Origin of the sequence: Nocardia sp. JW2, from assembly GCF_051843015.1 — a bacterium.
GTDB lineage: Bacteria > Actinomycetota > Actinomycetes > Mycobacteriales > Mycobacteriaceae > Nocardia > Nocardia coubleae.
In genome coordinates this window covers 12,753-30,755 of the sequence record NZ_JBPXLK010000029.1, presented here as the reverse complement: position 1 = coordinate 30,755, position 18,003 = coordinate 12,753, and the positions used below count along the sequence as shown (strand labels likewise).

The window sequence follows — 18,003 nt, the reverse complement described above, 5'->3', positions numbered from 1 at the left end:
CAAGGTAGTGTCCCGAGGCCATGAGCGGAACACCCAAGATTCTCGGCGGACGGGTCGCGGTAGTGACCGGAGCCAGCCGCGGCATCGGCAAAGGCATTGCCCAGGAACTCGGCGCGGCGGGGGCGACGGTGTACGTCACCGGCCGCACGACCACCGCGGGCAGGCTCCCCGGCACCGTGCACGACACCGCCGCCGAGGTGACCGCCCTCGGTGGGCTCGGCGTGGCGGTGGTCTGCGATCATCGCGACGACGGGGCGGTCGAGGACCTGTTCACGCGGGTGCGCGCCGAACAGGGGCGCCTCGACGTGCTGGTGAACAATGTCTACAACTCCCCCGCCGCCGCCCGCTGGCTCGGCCGCAAATTCTGGGAGGTGCCGCCTGCGGCCTGGGACGAGACCTTCGACATCGGCGTCCGATCCCATTACGCGGCAAGCGTTTTCGCCGCGCCACTGCTGATCGAATCGAAGGGTTTGATCGTCAACGTCTCCTCCCCCGGTTCGCAGCGCTACCTGCACAACGCGGTGTACGGGGTCGCCAAGACCGCCCTCGACCGGCTCACCGCCGACCTCGCCCACGATCTCGACGGCACCGCGACCACCGCGGTATCCCTCTGGCCCGGCATCGTGAATACCGAACTGCTGCAAATGGTTCCCGCCGACGACCAGGGCCGCCGCCTGGTGACCTTGCCCGGCGAGGGAACCTTCGACCTGAACGCCGCCGAAACACCGCGGTTTCCCGGCCGGGCCGTAGTCGCCCTCGCCGCCGACCCCGACCGGCTCGCGCGCACCGGAAAGGCGTGGAAGGTCGCCGATCTGGCCGAGGAGTACGGATTCACCGACCTCGACGGCCGCATTCCCCGCAACGACCCCTAGCCTCTCCACGCGCGCAGTTTCTCCGGATTCCGCATGACCCAGATCCGGCTGATCCGGTCGTCGACGATGTCGAACGAGTAGACCGAGATGACCTTCCCGTCGGCCTCGGCGACCAGACCGAGCTGCCCGTTCACCATGCGCTCCACCAGCACCACCGTCGACAACCGCGTGCCGATGTGGATCCACGTCGTCGCGATCTCGCGGCTGCCCACCAGCGGCTCCAGGAAGGCGGGGACCAGTCCGCCGCTGTCCGCCGTCGCGACCGCGGCCGGGTCGAGCAACCCGACGAGCCCCTCGATATCGCCCGCCTCCCAGGCCCGTTTGAAATTCCGCACCACCTCGGCGCGCGCGGTTTCGGGTGGGCGCGGCGAGGTGTCGATGCGACGGCGGGCGCTCGAGGCGAGCTGACGGCACGCAGCCGGGGTGCGCCCCACCACCTCGGCTATTTCGGCGAAGGAGTAGCGGAACACGTCGTGCAACACGAAGGCCACCCGCTCGGCGGGGGTCATGGAGTCGAGCACGACGAGGAAGGCCATGCTGATCGACTCGTCGAGCGTCACCCGGTCGGCGGGGTCGGGCGCCGCGGTACCGCCGAAGAAGTCGGAGCGGCCGGGGACGGGTTCCGGAATCCATTCGCCCACATAGCGTTCCCGGCGGGCGCGGGCGGAGCCGAGCAGGTCGAGACAGATGCGTCCCGCCACCGTCGTCAGCCAGGCGACGGGCGTGGTCACCTCGGCGCGACGCTGTTCGCTCATCGCGTACCAGCGCGCATAGGTCTCCTGTACCACGTCCTCGGCCTCGGCCAGCGATCCGAGCAGCCGGTACGCCAGATTGAGCAACTGGCGGCGCTCACTCATCACCTCGGACAGGTGGGGGTCGGTCATGATCGGCTCCTCGCGGTCGGTTCCCTCACCATGACCGACGAAACAGCGCCCCGATCTGTGAGGCCTGACATTTCCGGCGTCCGCGTCGTCGGAAGGGCATGATCAGAATCGGCATCATTCTCGGCAGCACCCGATCCAACCGTAACGGAGCCCAGGTCGCGCAGTGGGTTCTTGATTCGGCGTCGCGACGCGGCGACGCCGAATTCGAGCTCGTCGACCTGCGCGATCACCCGCTCCCCCACTTCGACGAGACACTGCCCCCGATGTTCGGCCCGTCGGAGAACGAACACACCCGCGCCTGGGCCGCCCGGATCGCCCCGTTCGACGGGTTCGTCATCGTCACTCCTGAGTACAACGGCGGCGTCCCCGGCGTCCTGAAGAACGCCCTCGACCACGCGTTCGCGGAATGGACTGACAAGACTGTCGCCTTCGTCGGGTACGGCGTCAACGGCGGCGCCCGCTCGGTGGTGCAGTTGCGCACCGTGTGCGGGACGCTGGGGATGGCCGACATCGGCCATTCGGTCTCGATCGGCGTACTCACCGATTTCGAGAACGCCACGACCTTCGTCGCGCGCGAGCACCACGACCTCGCGTTGCGCAAGACGCTCGATCAGCTCGTCGCGTGGACAACAGCCCTGGCGCCACTGCGGCGGCCTGCCGACGAAACCGCCGCGATCCGCGCACAGATCGACCGGCTGGTCGAGTGCCTGCGGACCAAGGACCTCGACGGCGTCGGCGCGCTCTACACCGAGGACGCTGTCTCGTTCGATATCGAGCCGCCCCTGCAACACCGGGGCAGGGCTGCGAAGCTGGAGAACTGGGCGCGAGTGTTCCGGGTGTTCGACACCCTGAGCTACGAGTTCCGCGACCTGACCTTCACGACCGGTACCGACGTGGCGTACGGGCACGGTTTCGGCAGGCTGCGCGGCACACTGCGCGACGGCGCTGTCACCGACGGCATGTGGGTGCGCGCAACGCTGTGCCTGCGCAAGGTCGGTGGCAGCTGGTTGATCGCCCACGACCAGGTCTCGGTGCCGCTCGATATCCCGAGCGGCAAGGCGCTCACCGACCTGGAGCCCTGACGGTCAGCCGCCGGCCGCGGCGCGGCTCCTGCCGACGGCCAGGTCCGACAGCCGGTCGAGGGTTTCGCGGTTGCGTGGGGTCAGCAGCAACTCCTGCGCGGCGCGTGGGACGAGCTTGCCCGGCCCACGCACGGCCAGTTCCCCCATCCGCACCTCGGTGGTGGCCGGGGCGACCTCGCGCAGCTCGAAGCGGATGACGGCCGCGCCCATCGGCCACAACCGCGCGTCGAGTTCCAGGATGTGCGGTGCCTCCGATGCCCGCACCTCGGTGGTGTCCTCGATGACGAGCGGCCACGGCCCCACACTGTGGTGGATGCGGGTGCCGACCGCGGGCCAGCCCTTGTCGACGCGGCGGATGTGGGAGGCGCCGACCACCCACCCCGAATACGACCACCCGTCGGCGAGCACCGCGAAGACGTCGTCCACTCCGGCGGGCACGGTGAGTTGCACCCAGATCATGTCGTCGTGCACGGCTCCTCCTACACGCTGTCGACGAGGGCGTCGTGCCCGGCGCGGCGGGCACAATTGGCGCAACAGAAGACGGTCTGTCCGGCCTCGACCCCGTGGCCGAGAACCCGGCATCCGCAGTGCGCGCAGTCCGGGGCCAGCTTCGATGCCGCGCATTCGATGCTGTCGAATGTCCAGCTCTGCCCGTCGCGGCTCACGGTGAACGCGCGCGCGTAGTCGTTGCCACACGTCTCACAGACGGCCATGCTTCACCTCTTTCGGATCGGTGGACAGCGGGCGTTTACCCGGTGCGGCCGAACCGAACCGACCTTTTGGTTGAAATCCTGCGAAACGGATATTCGCCGATCACAGAGCTCATTGCCCGAACCGGTGAAGGTGGGTGGTCGACATGTCCGCAAGCAGGTCGAACAAGGCGACGATGCCCTCGGACATCTCCGACCACAAGACCTTCTTCGACCGTTTCGCCACGGCGGCAAGCAATTTCGCGTCCAAGGCGTGGTTCTTCGCCGCCTGCCTCGCGCTGGTCCTGATCTGGGCGCCCTCGGTGTTCCTGTTCCCCAGCATCGACACCTGGCAGCTGGTGATCAACACGGCCACCACCATCGTCACCTTCCTGCTCGTGGCGCTGCTGCAGAACACCCAGGCTCGCAACGACGACGCCGCCCAGCACAAGCTCAACGCGCTCGCCGCGGGTCTCGCCGCGCTGATGGGTGAGCTGAGCAACGAGTATCCGGCCCTGTCCAGGGAACGCGAGGAACTGACCGACGCCGTGGGACTGGAAGATCGCGAGAGCAGCGAATAGTTCAGTCCGTCTCCGGCCCCTTCCGGTAGACGAGCGGCTGAATCACCCACAGCGCGAGGAAGGTGATCGAGGCCACCACCCCGGCGATGATGCCCGCCACCGTCCCGGCCACCACATCGAAGATCAGCACCGCGATGCCGGTGAGCGCCACCCCGAGCAGGGCGATACCGCCCAGCGCGAGCCGGTGCGCGCCGGTGACCAGGGCATCGAGCCGGTGCCTGCGGAACAGCAGCCGATGCAACGCCACCGGGGCGACCAGCAGGGCGGTCGCGGCGATCGATGCGGTGACGACGACCAGGTACACCACCCGCAATTCCGTGCTGAGGGCGTCGAAATGGGACTGGAACGGCAAGGTCAGCAAGATACCGGTGAGCACCTGCACACCGGTCTGCAGCACCCGCAGTTCCTGCAGCAAGGAGGCCCAGTTGCGGTCGAGACGCTGAATGGTGTTCTCGCCACGCACCCGTCGATTCCAGTCGGTGTCATCGCCGTCCATCACCGCTCCTCGTCGCCCGGGCCGACGCCCTCCTGGTGCGCATACCCGGCGCACACCGCCCGAATCCCGCTACCGACCGGCGTACCCGTGATTGAGCGGCGCGCGGCCGGGTAGTGCGACGGTGTGGTCGAGAACAACGGCCACATGCCAGAAGACCAGACGACACGAGGAGGGCATCCATGCCTGACCCGAACAACCCTGGACAGTTCGGCAACCGAAACGACACCCAGGAGCAGGCGGCCCGTGGCGGCCACGCCAGCAGCGGCAGCTTCGGCGATCGCAATTCCGCCGACCCGCGCGAGGCAGGCCGCAAGGGCGCCCAGGCGCAGCCCACCGAGGCCAAGCGCGAGGGCGGTCAGCACAGCCACGGCGGCCGCTGACTCTCTGCTACCGACCCCGGGCCTGGCACGATGCCGGGCCCGGGGTGTCCCCGGCGAAAGGTGGTGGCCTGATGACCGCCGAGATCTCGGACCTGCTGCAGACGCTGACCCGAGTGGTCAACACCCTGCACGACAACGGCATTCGCTTCGCGGTGGCCGGTGGCTGCGCGGTGTACGCGCACGGCGGTCCGGCCAGCGATCACGATGTGGACATCTTCCTCCGCGCCGAGGACGCCTATGCCGCGCGGGACGCGTTGGCGGCCAAGGGCTTACGGCCCGTCGACCCGCCGGAGAACTGGCTGACAAAGGTCTACGACGGGGAGATCCTCGTCGACCTGATCTTCCGCACGAACCACCGCACCGTCGACGACGAGTTGCTCGACCGTGCCGAGTCGATGTCGGTCGGCCCGGCGACCGCACCGGTGCTGCCCGCCACCGACGTGCTGGTAGACAAACTCATGGTGCTCGACGCGCACCGTCTCGATTTCACCCGCCTGCTCGAGGTCGCCCGCGCCCTGCGCGAGCAGATCGACTGGGGCCGGGTGCACCGCGACACGGCCGAATCGCCTTACGCGCGGGCATTTCTGGGACTGCTCGACGACCTCGGCGTCTACCACGTGCCACCCGCGCCTGCCGCCGAACCACCGCAGTACGTGGTCGCCAACCTGCGCCGCGCTTTCGCCGAGGATCCACGGACCGCGACGATGAGTGTGCACGTGACGCTGCGTTCCGATGTCGTCGTACTCACCGGCGAGGTCGCCGACGAACAGAGCAGGCGGGCGCTGGAGGCCGTGCTGCACGAGCGGATCGGTGACCTGCGGGTCCACAACGACGTGCGGGTGCGCAGACCCGCCGAACCGGCCGAACCGGAAGTGCTGAGGTGAGCGGGATGCGAGTAGCGGCGGTAGGCGATGTGCATCTCGGCGCGGATTCGCGTGGTCGGTGCAGGCCGGTGTTCGAACGGCTGCCCGAGCACGCGGATGTGTTGCTGCTCGCCGGTGACCTCACCCGCCTGGGCACCATCGAAGAGGCGGAGGTGGTGGCGAGCGAGTTCGGCGATCTCGACGTCCCGGTCGTGGCGGTGCTCGGCAATCACGACTATCACAGCGACCGCGAGCAGGAGATGAGCGCGCTGCTGTCCGCGCACGGCATCACCGTGCTCGAGGGCACCTCGACGGTGCTCACCATCGGTGAACGCACGCTCGGCATCGCCGGAACCAAGGGTTTCGGCGGCGGGTTCGCCGGCAAGTGCGCGAGCGCGTTCGGCGAACCGCAGATGCGCGAGTTCGCGACCCACACAGTCGAGCTCGCCGAACAGCTCCACACGGCGCTGAGCAGGCTCGACACCGACGTGACCATCGCGCTCACCCACTACTCGCCCGTGTCGGACACCCTGCACGGCGAGCCGCCGGAGATCTACCCGTTTCTCGGCTCCTACCTGCTCGGGGAGGCGATCGATGCGTGCGGCGCCGACCTGGCGGTCCACGGTCACGCCCACGCGGGCACCGAACGCGGCACCACCCCGGGCGGAATCCGGGTGCGCAATGTCGCCCAGCCGGTGATCGGCACCGAATACGCCGTCTACGACCTGGCGCCCGCCACGTCGTCGGCATACATCTGAAGGAGGATTCTCATGGTTTCGCAGGACACCATCGCCCAGCTACGCCAGGACATCACCACGGCCGCCGACGCGGGCGACGAGGCAACGGCGCAGCGTCTGCGCCGGGAACTGTCGGAGGCACTCGCGGCGGCGGGCCGCGACGATCAGGACGACCCGGCCGGTCCGTGACCGCGCTGCGACCGGACGGTCGCCGCACTCCAGACCACCAGCCAACCGGACGCGGCCATGTAGAGGGCATAGGCGGAGATGACCAGTTCGGGCCCGTAATTGGCGAACCAGTCGCCGAGGCGAAGCAGCGCGATCAGGCCGAGGCCGACCAGGAACATGCCGAGCACGAGGCTCGGGAGCGCCAGCGGGGCGATGGCGTCGTCGGTGACGCGGCGGTCACGTCTGGTAACTGACAGGTTGCTGTTCGATTCGAAGTAGATGCTGCTCATAGTCACGAGCTCCCTTCCGGACGGCCGTCCCGACACAGCCGGTAGGTCAAACCACGCAGGTGGCGCACGCAGTGATCACAAACGGTTAACGCTCAGCAATATCGAGCGTGCCAGGTCTAACCGGAGGATAACAGACCATGTGATCTGGGTCACATCGAATGCGTGTTCGACACGAAGCGATAACGGTTGTTACATTTCCCAGGAATAGGCGTTCGAACTGGAATAGTCCGACAATTCTGGACAATTGCCCAGCAAGCCGACAATCATGTGATTTATAGAACCGTTATAGCCTCTGAGGTGCGTAAACGTTCCCCGAGACAGACAGCGGAGCGGTTTGTGACCGGACCGAGTCGGCGACACCCGAATCAGGGGCCATTTCGTGTCGTGCACACGCGCGCGACATACGGGTGCGTTCGAGTGTTTGAACGGCGCACGTTCGGCTATCGTCCATCCAGTTTCTTTTCGATGCTGCTGGATCGTTCGTGTCGCTTCGCCGAATCATGTGCCGCGTGAGGATCCACGCCTCGTGATTCGGTGACCCTCTCAAACGAAGGACGCCGGTCACCATGCCCGCACCCGTTATCCTCGACGGCCGCATCGTACGGCTGGAACCCCTTGCACCCCACCATGTTCCCGGTCTGGCAGCGGCCGCGCAGGCGCTGCGCGGACAGCCGGGGTTCACCGTTGTCCCGCACGGCGAACAGGAAGCGCGCACGTATGTCTTCCAGGCCGAGGCCGCCCAGCTGGCGGGTTCGGCGCTGGCCTTCGCCATCGTCATGATCGGTGACGAATGCGTGGTCGGCGCCACCCGCTTCACCCGCCTGGATTACTGGCAGGGTCCGCTCACCTGGCCGCTGTCGGCCGAACCGGTCACCGCCTCCCCCGGCGGCGCGATTCCCGACGCCGTGGAGATCGGCAACACCTGGCTCACCCCCGCCGTGCGCGGTGGCCAGGTGAATCTCGACTCCAAGCTGCTGTTGCTCACCCACGCCTTCGACACGTGGCGAGTCCGGCGGGTGACCCTGCGCGCCGACGCCCGCAACCTGCGCTCCCGGGCGGCCATCGAACGGCTCGGCGCGGTCAGCGACGGTGTACGCCGGGCCCATTCCCGTGGCCTCGACGGCGAGGTGCGCGACACCGCGTTCTATTCGATCCTGCGCGACGAATGGCCGGGGGTGCGCGAGCGGATCATGGAACAACTGGCCGCTCGCGCCGCGCAACGGCGGGCGCCGCTCATCCCCGCCACCGCCGAGGCGTTGCGCGCCCTCACCGCCTCGATCGGCTGAACCAGGTCAGCGTCCCGTTCCGCCGTGCACGACGGCCACCTCGGCCCCACCCAGGTCGAAGGCGCGGTGCAGGATGCGCACCGCCTCGTCGAGCTCGGTGTCGCGGACCAGCACCGAGATGCGGATCTCGGAGGTGGCGATGAGGTCGAGATTGATGCCCGCTGCCGCCAGTGCCTCACAGAAGGTCGCGGTGACACCGGGATTGTTGCGCATGCCCGCACCGATGAGCGATACCTTGCCGACGCGGTCGTCGTAGCGCACATCGGCGAAGCCGATCTCGGCACGACGCGAGCGCAACAGCGCGACCGCGCGGTCGCCGTCGGCGGCGGGCAGCGTGAAGGTGATGTCGGTGCGGCCGGTTCCGGTGTTCTGCACGACCATGTCGATGCCCACCTCGGCATCGGCCACGGCCCGGAACACCTGCGCGGCGTAGCCGGGTTCGTCGGGCACGCCGACCACGGTCACCTTGGCCTCGTTGCGGTCGTGCGCGACGCCGGTGAGCACGGCCTGATCGGCGGGGATGTCGGCCATCGAACCGAACACGGTGGTGCCGACGGTGTCGGTGTAGGACGAGCGAACGTGCACCGGGACCTGATAGCGGCGGGCGTACTCGACGCAGCGCAGCATGAGCACCTTGGAACCGCACGCCGCCATCTCGAGCATCTCCTCGTAGGAGACCTGGTCGAGTTTCTGGGCGTCGCCGACGATGCGCGGATCGGCGGTGAACACGCCGTCGACATCGGTGTAGATCTCGCACACGTCCGCGTGCAGCGCGGCGGCCAGGGCGACGGCGGTGGTGTCGGAACCACCACGACCCAGTGTGGTGACGTCACGGCTGTCCTGGCTCACGCCCTGGAAGCCGGCGACCAGCACGATCTCGCCGTCGTCGAGAGCGCGCCGCACCCGGCCGGGATCCACCTCGATGATCTTGGCGTTGCCGTGCGCACCCGTGGTGATCACCCCGGCCTGTGAACCGGTGAGCGAACGCGCCTCCGCGCCCAGGGAATGAATGGCCATGGCCACCAACGCGTTCGAGATCCGCTCACCCGAGGTGAGCAGCATGTCCATCTCCCTCGGCGGCGGTGCCGGTGCCACCTGACCCGCCAGATCCAGCAATTCGTCGGTGGTGTCGCCCATCGCCGAGCACACGACGACCACGTCGTTGCCCTGCTTCTTGGTCTCCACGATCCGCTCGGCGACCCGGCGGATGCGCTCCGCGGTCGCGACCGACGAGCCACCGAATTTCTGTACAACCAGGGCCATCCCGCTGTCCTCTCCCTGCTCGCCCGCGAGGTACTCGCGGGTAACTCCCGTCGAGTATCCCGGCAATCCGGGCGTGGCTGGGTGGTTTGTGACGCGAAAAGTGGTGCCGCCGTGCCGTTTCTGGCGCGATACTGGCGGCATGGGGGTGGCGCACGTGCGTCGGCTCCGATGTTCGGCGGTTCTCGGCGTTAGGCGAATTCGGATGGCTACTCGGCACTTTCGTTCCCGTTCGTTGCGTGTCGCGGTGCTCGGCACCGGGGCGCAGGCCGGGGAGGTGGTGCGGATCATCGCCGAATCCGGTGACGAACTGAGCGCACGAGCCGGGGCGCGATTGACCCTCGTCACGGACGCGGCCGATCTCGTCGTCGACACCACCGCGACCACCGAGAGCCTGGGCGCCGTCCTCGACGCGTTGCGGGCGGGCCGATCGGTGGTCACCGCGAATACCGCGCTCATCGCCTCGCACGGTGCCGAATTAATGTCGGCCGCCGAGGAATTCGGGGCGGATCTGTGTTTCGAGGCCGCCGTGGCGGGTGGGGTGCCGGTGGTTCGGCCGCTCACACAGTCGCTGTCGGGCGATCGCGTGCGCGAGGTGCTCGGCGTCTTCGCCGCGGCCGACGCGCACGCGGCGGCGATCCTCGCCACCTTGGCCTTCCATACCCGGGTGGAGGTCACCGACGTGCATTTCGAGGAGTTCGGGGTGGCGCCGGCACACGACCTGGCGGCTGCCGACGCGTTGTCGTTGCGGTTGCGTCAGCTGACCGTGTGCACCCGCATCAGTGAGCCCGAAGACGGTGGCAAGGAATGGATCTCGGTACGGGTGCATCCCGCACTGTTGCCTGCCGCGCACCCGCTGGCCCACGTGGAGGCGCCGTTCAGCGCGGTGACGGTGGATGCCGAGGGCGCCGGGCGACTGATGTTCTCCGGTCGTGACGCGACGCGGGCCACCGCCTCGGCACTGCTCGGTGATCTGGTGAGCGCGGCGCGCAACCGCGTGAACGGTGGCCGGGCTCCACGCGCCTCGTATTACGCCGAGCTACCGGTCGCGCCGTTCGGCGACATTCCCACCCGCTACTACCTGAACCTGCGGGTCACCGACCACGCGGGCGCCCTCGCGCAGGTGGCCTCGATCTTCGCCGACCACGGGGTGAGCATCGAGCGCGTGCGTCAGGAACACCACGGCGACGACGCCCACCTCATCGTCCTCACCCACCGCGCCCGCGAATCGGCGCTGGCCGACACGGTCGACGCCCTCACCGACGCCACCTGTGTGAGCGCGGTGCTCACCAGGTGGCGGGTCGAAGGTGCGCCGGTCACAGGCTGAACGCCACCGCCCGCAGGACCAGCACGGCGATGAACACCACGGTGAAGGCGAGGTCGATGGAGACCTCGCCGAGCCGAACCGGCTTGAGTACCTTGCGCACCGGCGCGATCACCGGTTCTGTCGCCGCATGGGTCACCGACCGGACCTTCCCCACCCACGGCGACCGATTGCCGAGCGTGTCGAGCCAGTCGACCACCATCCGCGCGATCAACAGCACCAAGAACACCGTCAGTACCCACCCGAGCAGGGTTCCGATGAGACTCATGACGCACTCCTTCCGGAGGCCACCGTCGACCTCTTACCGAAACAACGCCTCAGCCGCCCCCAAGGTGTCCACTATGCACCGTTCTCAGCGGATTATCAGTCCGGACAGGGCAGTTACTCGGCGTGGCGTGCGTCGGTGTGTTCGTAGCGGCGGGCGAAGTCCAGGATGCGCGCGGTCACCCGACGGGAAATCTGATAGAAGAGCCCGTGCCCCACACCGGGGAAGATCTCGACCTCGCAGGTGGGCAGGTTGTCGCGCACGCGACGCTCGGCCAGTTGCGGATCGACCACCAACGACTCCGACCCGAGCAGCATCAGGGTCGGTGTCGTGATCGTCGCGAGACGCTCGTCGGTGAACATCTTCGGATAGCCGATCGTCGGGACATACCCGAGAGCCGCCTTCACACCGGCGAATTCGGCGTCGGTCAGGGTGACGCCCGGGTTGAGCCGTGCGTTCATCGCGCGCAGATTCTTGTCCGTCGGCCGGGCACCGACGCGAAGCATCATCCACAACAGGCTCCATTTGATCTTGGTCAAGGTGCCGCTCGGCTCCACGACGCTCAGGCTCGCCAGTCGCGCCTGCTGAGTGGTCGCGACAGCCATCGCCTGCCATGCACCCTGTGAGTAGCCGACCAGATGCACCCGGTCGACACCGAGTCCGTCGAGCACCTCACCCAACCACGCACCGAACTTCGTCTCGTCGATCGGCGCGGTCTGCACACTGAGACCCGGTGCCCCGATCATCTCCGGCGCGTACACCACGTGATCGCGGGCGAAGCCCTCGACCACGTGGCTCCACATCAGGCTGTTCCCGCCGAGCGAGTGCATCAGCACGAACGGAATGCCCTGCCCCGCACCGGATTTGCGGACCTTCGTCATGCCGAAGGAGGTGGGGATGTCGAGCATTTCCGACGGAACGGGCCACTGCTTCTCCAGCTCCCGATAGGTCCGCAGATACTCCTCGCGCGCGGCGTCGTTCTTGAATCGCCCGATCTTGGCCATGACCACCCCTGTTCCTCGTTGATGATATCAACGTACCACATAGATGGTATGGGCGTACCATAAAGATTCACCGGTACAGACGAAGGAGGCAGGGTGCCACGCTTGGCCGACCATGACGAGCGCCGCAGGGTGATCACCGATGCCGCGCGGCGGGTGATCGCACGGGGCGGGCTCGACGCGGCCACGTTCCAGTCCGTCGCCGCCGAGGCCGGGGTGTCGGTGCGGTCGGTGCAGTACTACTTCGGCACGAAGCGGGAGTTCCTGCTCGCCACGCATCGCGCGGTGGTGGCGGATTCCGGCGCTCGGCTGGGCGCGGGACTGGCGGGGCTCGCGCCTGGCGCCGGACCACGCGACATCGTCCGGACGATCCTGCTCGGACTACTCCCCCTCGATGAACCGAGCAGGCAGAACGCCGTCATCCTCGGGATCTTCCACGCGGCCGCGCTGACCGGACCGGACATCGGATCCGCCGACACCGCGGGAGCGCCGAACTACATCGTCGACGCGGTCGCCGACCAGCTGCGGGCCTCGCGCGGCCCGAAGGCGGACGAGTCAGTGGTCCGCGGCGACGCCGAGGTCATCCTGCTCGCACTCGGCGGACTCGCGCAGGGCATGCTCACCAACGACGACTACGCCACGCGCGCGACACAATTGGTGGATCACCTGCTCGATCGCGTCTTCGACGCATGACAAAGCCCCGGCGGGATACGCCGGGGCTTGTCGGATCGAACTACTTTCTGCGTTCCTTCTTCTCGCGCACGCGCACCGAGATACGCACGGGCGAGCCGTCGAACCCGAACTCCTCGCGCAGGCGACGCTCCAGGAAGCGGCGGTAACCCGCCTCCAGGAAACCGGTCGTGAACAGCACGAACGTCGGCGGACGAGTGCTGGCCTGGGTGGCGAACATGACGCGGGGCTGACGGCCGCCGCGCATCGGCGGCGGGGTGGCCGCGATGACTTCCTTGAGCCAGGTGTTCAACCGGCCGGTGGAGATGCGCTTGTCCCAGGACTCGAGCGCGGTCTCCATCTGCGGCACCAGCTTCGCCACGGCGCGACCGGTATGTGCGGAAATGTTCACCCGCTGCGCCCACGGCACCCGCACGAGATCACGATCGATCTCGCGCTCGAGCATGTAGCGGCGATCCTCGTCGACCAGGTCCCACTTGTTGAACGCCAGCACCAGCGCGCGACCGGAGTCGGCGACCAGGCTGATCACCCGCAGGTCCTGTTCGGTGATCGGCACCGAGGCGTCGATCAGCATGATCGCCACCTCCGACGCCTCGAGCGCCGACTTGGTCCGCAACGAGGCGTAGAACTCGGTGCCGGTGGCATTGGAGACCTTGCGGCGCAGACCGGCGGTGTCGACGAACTTCCACACCTTGCCGCCCAGCTCCACCAGGGAGTCGACCGGATCGACGGTGGTGCCCGCGACATCGTGGACCACCGAACGCTCGTCGCCCGCCAGCTTGTTCAGCAGGCTCGACTTGCCGACATTGGGCTTGCCGACCAGCGCCACCCGGCGCGGCCCGGCCACACCCGTGCCTTCGCGCGGGGTCTCGGGCAGTGCGGCGAGCACATCGTCGAGCAGGTCACCGGTACCGCGACCGTGCGCGGCCGAGACCATGCGCGGCTCGCCGAGGCCGAGCGACCACAGCGTCGCGGCCTCGATCTCGACCTTCTGATCGTCGACCTTGTTGGCGACCAGGATCACCGGAATCTTGGAGCGACGCAGCTTGCGCACCGCCGCCTCGTCGGTCGCGGTCGCGCCGACGGTGGCGTCGACGACGAGCAGGATCGCGTCGGCGGTCTCCATCGCGACCTCGGCCTGCCGGGCCACATGCTGCTGCAGGCCCTTGGCGTCGGGCTCCCAGCCGCCGGTGTCCTGCACGAGGAAGCGGCGTCCGGCCCAGCTGGCCTCATACGAGATCCGGTCACGGGTAACGCCGGGAACGTCCTCGACAACGGCTTCGCGCCTGCCGAGGATGCGGTTCACCAGGGTCGACTTGCCGACATTCGGACGGCCGACCACCGCGACCGTCGGCATGGCGAGGTGTTCCTCACCCTCGCCCTCACCTTCGAGATCGGTGATCTCCCAGTCGGTTTCATCGGTCCAGATACCGTCGCCCTCGAGTACGTCCTCGATCATCGCGACCCTCCTGTCGTGGCCGAAAGCTGCTGGGCCACCACGCGATACAGCTCGTCGATGGTCTGTTCCATCGTGAGATCGCTGGTATCGACGAGCACCGCGTCGGCGGCGGGGCGCAACGGCGAGACCTTGCGGGTGGAATCGAGGGTGTCGCGGCGCTGCACGTCGGCCAGCACGGCCGGGTAGTCGTCGCCGCGTCCCTCGCGGATGTTCTGGGCATTGCGCCGCTGGGCGCGCGCCTCCGCGGAGGCGGTGAGGTAGATCTTGGCGTCGGCATCGGTGAGCACGACGGTGCCGATATCGCGGCCCTCGACCACGATCCGGCCTGCCACGGCGGCGATCTCACGCTGCAGGGCGACGAGCTGCTCGCGCACCTGCGCCACCGCCGACACCGCCGAAACGGCCTTGGTCACCGCGTCACCGCGGATCTCGGCCGACACGTCGTCACCGTCGAGCTCGACGACCTCGTGACTGGGATCGGTGCCGATCGAAAGAGGCAGCGCCGCAACGGCTTGCGCGATCGCCTCGGCATCGGTGAGATCCACGCCCGCACGCAGCACCCGCAGCGTCGCCACCCGGTACATGGCACCGGTGTCGAGGTAACGGGCGTTCAGGCGGGTGGCCAGCTTGCGCGACACACTGGACTTGCCGGTGCCGGACGGGCCGTCCATGGCGACGACGAGCGTGCCGTCGCCGGCGAGCCTGCCCTGGGCAGGTTCCACCGAGAAATCCACTCCGTTCACAGCTGCACCGCCTCGTAGAGTTTGCCGATTTCGTCGCGGCCGAGCACCCGAAGGGTGCCGGGACGCTGATCACCGAGTGCCACCGGACCGAGGTGCGTGCGGACCAGGCGGATCACCGGGTGACCCACCTCGTCGAGCAGGCGGCGCACGATGTGCTTGCGGCCTTCGTGCAGCACCAGCTTCACCAGCGACCGGCCCTCGTAGGACTCGAGCACCATGAACTTGTCGACCTTGGCCGGACCGTCCTCGAGCTCGACGCCTTCGCGCAGCCGCTTGCCGACGAGCCGATAGTTCACCTCGCCGTACACGGTGGCCAGGTAGGTCTTGGGCACCTCGAACGACGGGTGCATCAGGCGGTGCGCCATCTCGCCGTCGTTGGTGAGCAGCAGCAGGCCCTCGGTGTCGGCGTCGAGGCGACCCACGTGGAACAGGCGCTGACCCGCGGCGATCCGCTCGGCGACGATGTCACCGACACAGGGGCGGCCCAGGTCGTCGGACATGGTGGACTGCCAGCCCTTGGGCTTGTTCAGCACCAGGTGCACGAGTTCGTCCCGCACGACCACACGGGTGCCGTCCACGCGCACGACGGCGTTCTCGGCGTCGATGCGCAGACCCTGCTCGCGCACGATCTTGCCGTCGACCTCGACGCGGCCCTGGGCGATCATCTCCTCGGCGGCGCGGCGCGAGGCCACGCCGGCCTTGGCGAGCACCTTCTGCAGCCGTTCGCCTTCACCCCACGGGAGCTTCTTGGGACCCTCGGCGGTGTCGGCGTGCTGATGACGGGCCGGCTTGGCGTTGTTCAGGATCGTCGGGGCGACGACCTTGCGCTGCGGTTTCGCGGACTTCTTGTTGCGCGCCGCGAAGGCCTGGGTGCCTGCCGAAGCGCCGCTGCGCTGTCCGGCTGTGTCGCCACGCTGCCCGCGGTCGGCGTCACCACGGGGGTAACCGCCACCGTTGGCAGCGCCGGTGCCGCGCTGGTAACCACCGGCGGACGGGCTACGACGGTCGCCACCGGCCGGGGCGCTGCGTCGATCGTCACGCTGGTAGCCACCGGGGGCGCTGCGACGGTCGTCGCGCTGGTAGCCCCCGGTCGAGCCGCGGCGACCACCGGATTCGGCGTCACGCTGGAAGGAGCCGGCCGACCGGGCCGCTGTCTGATTGCCGCGCTGGAAGCCACCCGCGCTGGTGCCGCGGCGGCCGGGGGCCTCGCCACGGGAACCGGCCTGACCGGTGCGCGCACTGCCGCCGCGGGGAGCCGCGGTTCGGTTCGCGCCACTACGGGGCTGGTCGCTGCGTTTTCTTCGATCCGGTGTGCCATCTCGGCGAGCGGAATTATTCATCTGTCCTGTCAATCGTCGGTGCCGAGATCCATGTCGGACTCGGCGGGTTTTTGCAGCCTGGTGTACCGGGGATCGGTGTCCAGGCTCTCGCTGATCTCGTCGATCAGATCGACGCCGGGAAGCAGCGGCGCCAGCGGTGGCAGGTCGCCCAGTGAGGCGAGCCCGATCCGTTCGAGGAACAACTCGGTGGTGCGGTAGAGCGTGCCGTTGGTTTGCGGGTCCTGACCCGCTTCCGCGATCAAGCCCCGCGCCAGCAGCGTGCGCATCACTCCGTCGACGTTCACCCCGCGAACCGCGCTGACCCGGGTGCGGGTCACCGGCTGGCGGTAGGCGACCACCGCCAAGGTTTCCAAGGCGGCCCGGGTGAGCTTCGTCCGGGCCCCGTCGAGCAGTACCCGCTCGACATAGGGCGCGTACTTCTGTCGAGTATAGAAGCGCCAACCGTCACCGACGAAACGCAGGTCGATGCCGCTGCCGCGCGCGGTCAGTTCCGCCGACATCGCGCGCAGGGTCTCCTCGACCCGTTCGCTGGTGTCGTCCAGGGCCGCGGCCAGCTGTTCTACCGGCGCGGGAGCGTCGACGACGAGCAGCATGGCCTCGAGCGCGGACCGCAGTTCCGCGTCGTCGAGCCGCTCGGAAGTGAGTTCAGCCACTAGGTCGCTCATCCGTAATCCTCCTCGAAGGTCAAGGCCGCCGCCTCGGCGTCGGGGTCGAGTTCGCCGAGCCAGCTCACGGCCAGCGGGCCGAGCGGGTCGGGCTGGTCGAAGGCGATGGTCTTGCCGCGATACAGCTCGAGCAACGCCAGGAACCGGGCCACGATTTCCACCGGAACAGTGCAATCGGACACCAGCTCGGCGAAGGTCGTCCACCCGCCGGGCCCGCGTTCCTTGAGCCGTGCCAGCACCAGCTCGGCCTGTTCGGCCACCGAGATGGTGTGCATGTGCAGATGCCCGAGCCCGACCTCGGGAACCGGGCGCGGCCGGAACGCGGCGGCCGCGATCTGGGCGAACGCGGCGACATCCACCCCGAGGGTCACTTCGGGGAGCAGCCCGGCGAACTGATCTTCCAGCGCCACCGACCTCGGATACCGGCGCAGCGCGGCGGCTTCCAGCTCGGCGAGCAACTCGGCCACCTGTTTGAACGCGCGGTACTGCAGCAGCCGGGCGAACAGCAGGTCGCGTGCCTCGAGCAGTTCGAGGTCCTCGGCGTCGGTCATCTCCCCCGACGGCAGCAGCCGCGCGGCTTTCAGGTCGAGCAGAGTCGCGGCGACGACGAGGAATTCGGTGGTCTGATCGAGGATCTTGTCCGCGCGCAGCTTGGTGTTCTCGGCCAGCTCGGCGGTCAATGCCTTGGTGTAGGCGATGAATTCGTCGGTGACCTTGTGCAGCGCCACCTCGGTGACATCGAGTTTGCGTGAACTGATCAGCGTCAGCAGCAGATCGAACGGCCCCTCGAAGTTGGTGAGCCGCAGATGGAATACAGAGTTGTCGGCGGCTGGCGCCGCGGATTCTCGGCCCTGAGGCCTCGATTCTTCCCTCCCTGCGGGCACTCCTTCGTCGCACCCTCCGGTCAGTCCAGAATCGAGGCGGCCGA

23 protein-coding genes are annotated in these 18,003 nt (G+C 68.2%); 10 read left to right on the top strand and 13 right to left on the bottom strand.

Going from position 1 to position 18,003, the window contains the following annotated elements; all coding sequences use genetic code 11:
* Positions 1-20 precede the first annotated feature (20 nt).
* Positions 21-872 carry an SDR family NAD(P)-dependent oxidoreductase gene (locus ACSVDM_RS27325; protein ID WP_439268662.1) on the top strand — a complete coding sequence of 284 codons (852 nt, stop codon included), beginning with the start codon at positions 21-23 and terminating at the stop codon, positions 870-872.
* Here ACSVDM_RS27325 and sigJ read toward each other — a convergent pair.
* Positions 869-1,756: an RNA polymerase sigma factor SigJ gene (gene sigJ, locus ACSVDM_RS27320; RefSeq protein WP_439268661.1), complete on the bottom strand. Its 888-nt coding sequence runs from the start codon at positions 1,754-1,756 to the stop codon at positions 869-871. The two genes, ACSVDM_RS27325 and sigJ, sit on opposite strands and share 4 nt — an antisense overlap.
* 98 nt (positions 1,757-1,854) lie before the next feature.
* On the opposite strand from sigJ, the gene ACSVDM_RS27315 reads away from it, so the two are divergent.
* Positions 1,855-2,838, top strand: coding sequence for an NAD(P)H-dependent oxidoreductase (locus tag ACSVDM_RS27315; RefSeq protein ID WP_439268660.1), 984 nt, complete (start codon positions 1,855-1,857; stop codon positions 2,836-2,838).
* A 3-nt stretch (positions 2,839-2,841) separates the two neighbouring features.
* On the opposite strand, the gene ACSVDM_RS27310 is transcribed toward ACSVDM_RS27315, so the two are convergent.
* Together ACSVDM_RS27310 and ACSVDM_RS27305 are read right to left on the bottom strand one after the other, a co-directional pair.
* Positions 2,842-3,297 carry an SRPBCC family protein gene (locus ACSVDM_RS27310; RefSeq protein WP_439268689.1) on the bottom strand — a complete coding sequence of 152 codons (456 nt, stop codon included), beginning with the start codon at positions 3,295-3,297 and terminating at the stop codon, positions 2,842-2,844.
* 20 nt (positions 3,298-3,317) lie between these two features.
* A complete protein-coding gene (locus tag ACSVDM_RS27305) occupies positions 3,318-3,551 on the bottom strand; it encodes a hypothetical protein (RefSeq protein ID WP_067493989.1) in 234 nt (77 codons plus the stop codon).
* Positions 3,552-3,694: 143 nt separating this feature from the next.
* On the opposite strand from ACSVDM_RS27305, the gene ACSVDM_RS27300 reads away from it, so the two are divergent.
* Entirely contained in the window at positions 3,695-4,108 is a 414-nt protein-coding gene (locus tag ACSVDM_RS27300; RefSeq protein WP_439268659.1) for a low affinity iron permease family protein, read from the top strand.
* Position 4,109: 1 nt separating this feature from the next.
* Here the strand turns inward: ACSVDM_RS27300 and ACSVDM_RS27295 are convergent, their stop codons facing one another.
* Positions 4,110-4,604: a DUF6328 family protein gene (locus ACSVDM_RS27295; RefSeq protein WP_439268658.1), complete on the bottom strand. Its 495-nt coding sequence runs from the start codon at positions 4,602-4,604 to the stop codon at positions 4,110-4,112.
* A 179-nt stretch (positions 4,605-4,783) separates the two neighbouring features.
* On the opposite strand from ACSVDM_RS27295, the gene ACSVDM_RS27290 reads away from it, so the two are divergent.
* From ACSVDM_RS27290 to ACSVDM_RS27275, 4 genes are all read left to right on the top strand, one after another.
* The gene (locus ACSVDM_RS27290) at positions 4,784-4,984 is read left to right on the top strand and encodes a hypothetical protein (RefSeq protein ID WP_067493983.1); all 201 of its coding nucleotides are present in this window, start codon (positions 4,784-4,786) and stop codon (positions 4,982-4,984) included.
* A 71-nt stretch (positions 4,985-5,055) separates the two neighbouring features.
* Positions 5,056-5,868 carry a nucleotidyltransferase gene (locus tag ACSVDM_RS27285; protein WP_439268657.1) on the top strand — a complete coding sequence of 271 codons (813 nt, stop codon included), beginning with the start codon at positions 5,056-5,058 and terminating at the stop codon, positions 5,866-5,868.
* A 5-nt stretch (positions 5,869-5,873) separates the two neighbouring features.
* Positions 5,874-6,605 (top strand): metallophosphoesterase family protein, encoded by a 732-nt coding sequence (locus tag ACSVDM_RS27280; RefSeq protein ID WP_067493979.1) that lies wholly within the window; start codon positions 5,874-5,876, stop codon positions 6,603-6,605.
* A 12-nt stretch (positions 6,606-6,617) separates the two neighbouring features.
* The gene (locus tag ACSVDM_RS27275) at positions 6,618-6,773 is read left to right on the top strand and encodes a hypothetical protein (RefSeq protein WP_157104676.1); all 156 of its coding nucleotides are present in this window, start codon (positions 6,618-6,620) and stop codon (positions 6,771-6,773) included.
* Here ACSVDM_RS27275 and ACSVDM_RS27270 read toward each other — a convergent pair.
* Entirely contained in the window at positions 6,749-7,042 is a 294-nt protein-coding gene (locus ACSVDM_RS27270; protein WP_067639833.1) for a hypothetical protein, read from the bottom strand. The two genes, ACSVDM_RS27275 and ACSVDM_RS27270, sit on opposite strands and share 25 nt — an antisense overlap.
* 566 nt (positions 7,043-7,608) lie before the next feature.
* Between ACSVDM_RS27270 and ACSVDM_RS27265 the strand changes: the two genes are divergently transcribed.
* On the top strand, positions 7,609-8,328 hold the full coding sequence (locus ACSVDM_RS27265; protein WP_181698638.1) for a GNAT family N-acetyltransferase: 720 nt from the start codon (positions 7,609-7,611) through the stop codon (positions 8,326-8,328).
* A 6-nt stretch (positions 8,329-8,334) separates the two neighbouring features.
* On the opposite strand, the gene ACSVDM_RS27260 is transcribed toward ACSVDM_RS27265, so the two are convergent.
* Positions 8,335-9,591: an aspartate kinase gene (locus ACSVDM_RS27260; protein ID WP_439268656.1), complete on the bottom strand. Its 1,257-nt coding sequence runs from the start codon at positions 9,589-9,591 to the stop codon at positions 8,335-8,337.
* Between the two features lie 202 nt (positions 9,592-9,793).
* On the opposite strand from ACSVDM_RS27260, the gene ACSVDM_RS27255 reads away from it, so the two are divergent.
* Entirely contained in the window at positions 9,794-10,915 is a 1,122-nt protein-coding gene (locus ACSVDM_RS27255; protein ID WP_439268655.1) for an ACT domain-containing protein, read from the top strand.
* Here the strand turns inward: ACSVDM_RS27255 and ACSVDM_RS27250 are convergent.
* Both ACSVDM_RS27250 and ACSVDM_RS27245 read right to left on the bottom strand, forming a co-directional pair.
* Positions 10,905-11,180, bottom strand: a complete 276-nt coding sequence (locus tag ACSVDM_RS27250; RefSeq protein ID WP_439268654.1) for a YggT family protein — start codon at positions 11,178-11,180, stop codon at positions 10,905-10,907. The two genes, ACSVDM_RS27255 and ACSVDM_RS27250, sit on opposite strands and share 11 nt — an antisense overlap.
* Before the next feature lie 113 nt (positions 11,181-11,293).
* Positions 11,294-12,181 carry an alpha/beta fold hydrolase gene (locus ACSVDM_RS27245; protein ID WP_439268653.1) on the bottom strand — a complete coding sequence of 296 codons (888 nt, stop codon included), beginning with the start codon at positions 12,179-12,181 and terminating at the stop codon, positions 11,294-11,296.
* 93 nt (positions 12,182-12,274) lie between these two features.
* Here ACSVDM_RS27245 and ACSVDM_RS27240 point away from each other — a divergent pair, with 93 nt between their 5' ends.
* Positions 12,275-12,871 carry a TetR/AcrR family transcriptional regulator gene (locus tag ACSVDM_RS27240; protein ID WP_439268652.1) on the top strand — a complete coding sequence of 199 codons (597 nt, stop codon included), beginning with the start codon at positions 12,275-12,277 and terminating at the stop codon, positions 12,869-12,871.
* Positions 12,872-12,911: 40 nt separating this feature from the next.
* On the opposite strand, the gene der is transcribed toward ACSVDM_RS27240, so the two are convergent.
* The 5 genes from der to ACSVDM_RS27215 all read right to left on the bottom strand — a co-directional run bounded on the left by der (position 12,912) and on the right by ACSVDM_RS27215 (position 17,983).
* Positions 12,912-14,327, bottom strand: coding sequence for a ribosome biogenesis GTPase Der (der, locus tag ACSVDM_RS27235; protein WP_181698632.1), 1,416 nt, complete (start codon positions 14,325-14,327; stop codon positions 12,912-12,914).
* Positions 14,324-14,998, bottom strand: coding sequence for a (d)CMP kinase (cmk, locus tag ACSVDM_RS27230; RefSeq protein ID WP_067494413.1), 675 nt, complete (start codon positions 14,996-14,998; stop codon positions 14,324-14,326). The genes der and cmk overlap by 4 nt, the downstream gene beginning before the upstream one ends.
* Before the next feature lie 68 nt (positions 14,999-15,066).
* Positions 15,067-16,410, bottom strand: coding sequence for a pseudouridine synthase (locus ACSVDM_RS27225; RefSeq protein ID WP_439268651.1), 1,344 nt, complete (start codon positions 16,408-16,410; stop codon positions 15,067-15,069).
* 8 nt (positions 16,411-16,418) lie between these two features.
* Positions 16,419-17,075 (bottom strand): SMC-Scp complex subunit ScpB, encoded by a 657-nt coding sequence (scpB, locus tag ACSVDM_RS27220; protein ID WP_439268650.1) that lies wholly within the window; start codon positions 17,073-17,075, stop codon positions 16,419-16,421.
* Complete coding sequence (locus ACSVDM_RS27215) at positions 17,072-17,983, bottom strand: segregation and condensation protein A (RefSeq protein WP_439268688.1); 912 nt, start codon at positions 17,981-17,983, stop codon at positions 17,072-17,074. Before ACSVDM_RS27215 ends, scpB begins: the two co-directional genes overlap by 4 nt.
* Between the last annotated feature and the right edge of the window lie 20 nt (positions 17,984-18,003).